General features: G+C 44.0%; 4 protein-coding genes. 3 read left to right on the forward strand and 1 reads right to left on the reverse strand.

What is annotated here, in order from left to right:
- Positions 1–125: 125 nt before the first annotated feature.
- Positions 126–890, reverse strand: coding sequence for an outer membrane protein assembly factor BamD (locus tag H8B19_RS18635; protein ID WP_422121172.1), 765 nt, complete (start codon positions 888–890; stop codon positions 126–128).
- A gap of 129 nt (positions 891–1,019) precedes the next feature.
- On the opposite strand from H8B19_RS18635, the gene rluD reads away from it, so the two are divergent.
- The 3 genes from rluD (at position 1,020) to clpB (ending at position 5,389) form a co-directional block, all read left to right on the forward strand.
- A complete protein-coding gene (gene rluD / locus H8B19_RS18640; protein WP_186508646.1) occupies positions 1,020–1,994 on the forward strand; it encodes a 23S rRNA pseudouridine(1911/1915/1917) synthase RluD in 975 nt (324 codons plus the stop codon).
- A 2-nt stretch (positions 1,995–1,996) separates the two neighbouring features.
- Positions 1,997–2,707, forward strand: a complete 711-nt coding sequence (gene pgeF / locus H8B19_RS18645) for a peptidoglycan editing factor PgeF (protein ID WP_186508648.1) — start codon at positions 1,997–1,999, stop codon at positions 2,705–2,707.
- Between the two features lie 111 nt (positions 2,708–2,818).
- Positions 2,819–5,389, forward strand: coding sequence for an ATP-dependent chaperone ClpB (gene clpB, locus H8B19_RS18650; protein ID WP_186508651.1), 2,571 nt, complete (start codon positions 2,819–2,821; stop codon positions 5,387–5,389).
- The last annotated feature ends 128 nt before the right edge of the window (positions 5,390–5,517 follow it).

Here is a 5,517-nt window from a genome sequence, read left to right on the forward strand (position 1 = left end):
CTTATCCAAGATGGGTAAAACCGAAAACAAATCGATATCCCCATAAAAAGAAAAATGCCAGTCAGCTTAACTGACTGGCATTAGCCATGAGGCGCTTTTTTCTTATATTTCTTACTACTTGTTATTTAGCCCGCCACATCGCTATCCGGGAAATTAAGTTTTAGTGTTTTTAATGCATTTTGCTTGAGTTCATCCAGCTGCAGTTGATCATAACACTCAACCATAATTTCCAGAGCCTGCTTTAATTGAGGTGTATCTGAATAATTGTCTAACACATATTGCCCACGATTTGCGGCCGCAACATATGCTGCACGTTTCATGTAATAACGTGCTACTGATAACTCATGTTTGGCCAGCTGCGATTTGATGTACACCATGCGTTTACGCGCATCGTTTACATACTTGCTTTCAGGGTATTTCTGAATCAAGGTTCGGAAATCGTTAAAGGCATCCCGGCTATGAGTTGGATCACGGTCAGAGCGATCGATACCCACCATTTCCTGAAATAAATTCCGATCAGCATCCATGTTGACCAAACCACGCATATAATACGCGTAGTCAACATCGGCATGATTAGGATTCAATCGGGTGAATCGGTCAATGGTCGCAATCGCCTGATCGGTTTTACCCAATTTGTAATAAACATAAATCAGATCAAGTTGCACCTGATGTGAGTATGGGCCAAATGGATAACGTGAATCCAGTTGACTGAGTGTTTCTGATGCACCGTTAAAATTCCCAAGTTCCATGCGCTCTTTGGCTTGTTGATAAAGTGCATCAGCCCCCTGAGCTTTTATTGCGGTTTCCTCATCCGGTGAGCTTGAACAGGCAGTCACACTTAGTAAACCCGCCACTGTTAGCACACTATACAGCTTTTTCATTTTAATCATTTTTACTCTTAACGTTTAACGCAATTCAGTGCGATGAAAAATTCAGTTAGAATATAAGGCTTAATCATCGCATTCTACCCCACCGGTTTGGGCTATGCACATTTTAATCTGAGATTTGGCGAAATACCCATGCACGACCTTTTAGAGCTTACGGCGACAGTACCAGAACATTTGTTTGGAAAACGTTTGGATCAGGGATTGGCGGAAATGTTCCCTGATTATTCACGATCACGCATAAAAAACTGGATCCTTGCCGGTCAGGTATTGCTTGATGGTGAGGTCAAACAGGCCCCAAGAGAAAAATTACAAGGCGGAGAAGCGGTTGAAATAAAGGCTGAAATTGAAATTCAGCAAACTCATCAGGCTGAGGAAATTGAACTTAATATCGTTTATGAAGATGAACAGATTCTGGTAATTAACAAACCTGCCGATTTAGTGGTGCACCCCGGTGCCGGTAATAGCGAAGGCACTGTTTTAAATGCTCTGCTAGCGCATTTTCCCGAAATTGCCAAAGTGCCTCGTGCGGGCATTGTGCATCGTTTGGATAAAGACACCACAGGTTTAATGGTGGTCGCAAAAACCATAGAAGCGCAAACGCATTTGGTGGATCAATTACAACATCGTGAAATTAGTCGTGAATATGAAGCGGTAGCGATTGGAACAATGGTGGCAGGTGGTACCGTGGACGCTGCGATCGGTCGTCATGCGACAAAACGTACCAGTATGGCGGTGCGTGAAGGCGGCAAACCAGCGGTCACACATTATCGTGTGAAGGAAAAATTCAGAGCTCATACCTATTTAAGATTAAAGCTTGAATCTGGACGTACCCACCAAATCCGTGTGCATATGTCACACTTACGTCATCCATTGGTTGGTGATCAATTATATGGCGGACGTCCACGCCCACCCAAAGCGGCCAGTCAGGAAGTGATTGATATGCTCCGCGGTTTTAAACGTCAGGCGTTGCATGCTGCGCAGTTGGAATTATTCCATCCGATAAGCGGTGAATGGATGAGTTGGCAGGCTCCACTTCCTGAAGATTTTGTTGCCTTGTTAAATGTTTTGCGTGAGGACACACGCCTGCATCCGGATTTACTCGATTAATTATGTCTGTCTTTGTGCCAGATTGGTTGTTGCCTGAAGGGTTTAATGCGTTTGTATCCACACGCGAGGGTGGTGTAAGTTTGCCACCTTATAACAGCTTAAATGTGGCGATGCATGTTGAAGATAATCCTTCTTATGTTGTTGAAAATCGCAGGCGATTGCCTAATGGGCGTAACATCAACTGGCTTGAGCAAACCCACAGCATTGAGGTGGTTGAGCTTAAACAAAATAGCGGGCAGGTTTATGTTGCAGATGCCAGTTTTACTTTTAAAGCTGGTGTAGTTTGCGCTGTGATGACCGCTGATTGCTTGCCTCTGTTAATCGCGTTTCCCCAACAAAAGGCAGTTGCTGCTATTCATGCTGGTTGGCGTGGACTGGCCAATGGCATCATTGAAGCGTGTTTTGAAAAAATGGCTTTGCCTGTGCAGGAAGCACAAGTTTATTTGGGACCAGCCATTGGTGCTGACGCTTTTGAAGTGGGAGAAGATGTAAAGCAAAACTTTGCCCCTGAAGATACGCAATATTTTACGCCAGATAAAAATCAAAAATATTTTGCTGATATATATGCGTTGGCCAGAGCGCGCTTAAATCGTCTGGGTATTACTAATATTGTTGGTGGGGAATATTGTACCTTCACCAATGAAAAACAGTTCTTCTCTTATCGGCGCGACGGTCAAACGGGCCGTATGGTGTCTTATATCTGGTTTGACTAAAACTTCACCTAACTTTGAGTTAAATCAAACTCTGTAGTTTACCGTCTCTTGAATATTAAACAGGCAATACCCATTTTGCTGGTATAGAAAGTTTTTATGAGGCGTAAAGAAATGCGTTCAGACAGATTAACCAGTAAGTTCCAAATAGCGATATCCGATGCTCAGTCGCTGGCACTGGGACGCGACCATCAATATATAGAACCTGTACATTTAATGATGGCGTTACTAAACCAGGAGGGCGGTTCGGTAAGGCCATTACTTGATCAGGCAAAAATTAATGTAAACAGCTTACGTTCAGCATTGGCCGAGGCCATTGAGCGTCTACCCCATGTTGAAGGAGTGGGTGGTGATGTACAATTTGGCAAAGATACTGTTGTACTGCTAAATCTCACCGACAAACTGGCACAGAAACGTAAAGATCAATACATCACATCAGAAGTGTTTGTGCTTGCTGCGGTTGAAGATAAGGGCAAACTTGGGGAAATTCTTCGTCAGTTAGGTGCCACCTCTGATTCCATTACCAGTGCGATAGACAAAATCCGTGGTGGTCAAAAAGTCACTGATGCTAACGCCGAAGATATGCGTCAGGCGCTGGAAAAATTTACTCTTGATTTAACCGAACGTGCAGAGCAGGGCAAACTCGATCCTGTGATTGGACGTGATGAAGAAATTCGTCGCACAGTTCAGGTATTGCAACGTCGTACTAAAAATAATCCAGTACTGATTGGTGAACCTGGCGTGGGTAAAACTGCGATTGTTGAGGGGTTAGCTCAGCGAATTATCAATGGTGAGGTACCGGAAGGTCTTAAAAACAAACGGGTTTTGTCACTGGATATGGGGGCATTGGTTGCAGGAGCTAAATATCGTGGTGAGTTTGAAGAGCGTTTAAAAGCAGTATTAAATGAACTGGCCAAAGAAGAAGGTAGTGTGATTCTGTTTATAGATGAGTTACATACTATGGTCGGTGCCGGTAAAGGTGAAGGGGCAATGGACGCCGGCAATATGCTCAAACCAGCATTAGCCCGTGGCGAGTTACACTGTGTTGGTGCCACAACTCTGGATGAATACCGTCAGTACATTGAAAAAGACGCGGCGCTTGAACGTCGGTTCCAGAAAGTTCAGGTGGATGAACCGAGCGTGGAAGATACCATTGCGATTTTACGTGGCTTAAAAGAGCGCTATGAATTGCACCATTCGGTGAATATCACCGACCCTGCGATTGTTGCGGCAGCGACTTTATCTCATCGTTATATCAGTGATCGTCAATTGCCTGATAAAGCCATCGATCTAATTGATGAAGCTGCGTCCAGTATTCGTATGCAGATAGATTCCAAGCCAGAAGAAATGGATAGACTGGAACGTCGTATCATCCAATTAAAACTGGAAGAACAGGCGCTGGCTAAAGAAACCGATGATGCCAGTCATAAACGTTTAGAAGTAATAGAGCAGGAACGAGAACAGCTGGAATTTAAATTTGCTGAGTTGGAAAAGGTCTGGAATAACGAAAAAAATGCGATGCAAGGTGCTCAGCATATAAAGTCTGAGCTTGAACATGCCAAGCTCGATTTAGAAATCGCAAGACGTGCAAGTGATTTAAGCCGCATGTCCGAGTTGCAGTATGGTCGAATACCAGAACTTGAAATGAAACTGGAACAAGCTGCTGAGTCGCAAAACCAGGAACTGCACTTGCTTAAAAATAAAGTGACGGACAACGAAATCGCCGATGTGTTGTCGCGCTGGACAGGTATTCCTGTGTCTAAAATGCTCGAAGGTGAAGTTGAAAAGCTTTTACGTATGGAGGATGCCCTGCACGATAAAGTGGTGGGACAACATGAGGCAGTCAGCGCGGTGTCAAATGCGATCCGACGTACACGTGCCGGTCTTGCTGATCCCAATCGTCCGATTGGTTCATTTTTGTTCCTTGGTCCTACAGGTGTAGGTAAAACTGAATTATGTAAAGCGCTGGCCGGTTTTATGTTCGATACCGAGCAAGCTATGGTGCGTATTGACATGTCAGAGTTTATGGAAAAACATTCTGTTGCGCGTTTGGTTGGCGCTCCTCCGGGTTATGTTGGTTATGAAGAAGGTGGTTATTTGACCGAGGCCATTCGCCGGAAACCCTACTCGGTCATTTTGCTGGATGAGGTTGAAAAAGCACATCCCGATGTTTTCAACATTTTGCTGCAGGTATTGGATGACGGTCGTTTAACCGATGGGCAGGGACGTACGGTTGATTTCAAGAATACTGTGGTGATTATGACCTCGAATCTCGGTTCAGATGTTATTCAGGAGCTTAATCAGGAATCTCAGTACGAATTGATGAAATCCAGAGTGATGGAAGTGGTTGCACAGAATTTCCGTCCAGAGTTTATTAACCGTATTGATGATACTGTTGTGTTCCATCCTTTGGATGCTGCTCAGATTAAACAAATCGCTAAAATTCAGCTTGCGTCATTAACCAAGCGTCTGGAGCAAAAAGGTTATCAGTTTGAAGTAACTGATGAAGCCTTGGCGAAATTAGCTGAAGCTGGTTTTGATCCCGTGTTTGGTGCCCGTCCTTTAAAACGTGCAATTCAGACTCAGGTTGAAAATATGTTAGCACAGCAAATTTTATCGGGTAAGGTATTGCCTAATAGCGAAATTAAGCTCGATGCAGATGAAACCGGCTTTATATTTAGCTAAGGTTTATATTGACCCGTCCTAAGATAGGTTGACAGTTTTTAGGCCAGCTCAAGTAGCTGGCCTTTTCTATTATGCACCTGATTAGGTGTTTGCATATCTAAACTCAGGTGCGGCCTCATTTCATTGTA

Origin of the sequence: Neptunicella marina (assembly GCF_014270035.1) — a bacterium.
GTDB lineage: Bacteria > Pseudomonadota > Gammaproteobacteria > Enterobacterales > Alteromonadaceae > Neptunicella > Neptunicella marina.

Coding starts and splice junctions, on each gene's coding strand:
- H8B19_RS18635 (WP_422121172.1), bottom strand. CDS start 890: ATGATTAAAATGAAAAAGCTGTATAGTGTGCTAACAGTGGCGGGTTTA.
- rluD (WP_186508646.1), top strand. CDS start 1,020: ATGCACGACCTTTTAGAGCTTACGGCGACAGTACCAGAACATTTGTTT.
- pgeF (WP_186508648.1), top strand. CDS start 1,997: ATGTCTGTCTTTGTGCCAGATTGGTTGTTGCCTGAAGGGTTTAATGCG.
- clpB (WP_186508651.1), top strand. CDS start 2,819: ATGCGTTCAGACAGATTAACCAGTAAGTTCCAAATAGCGATATCCGAT.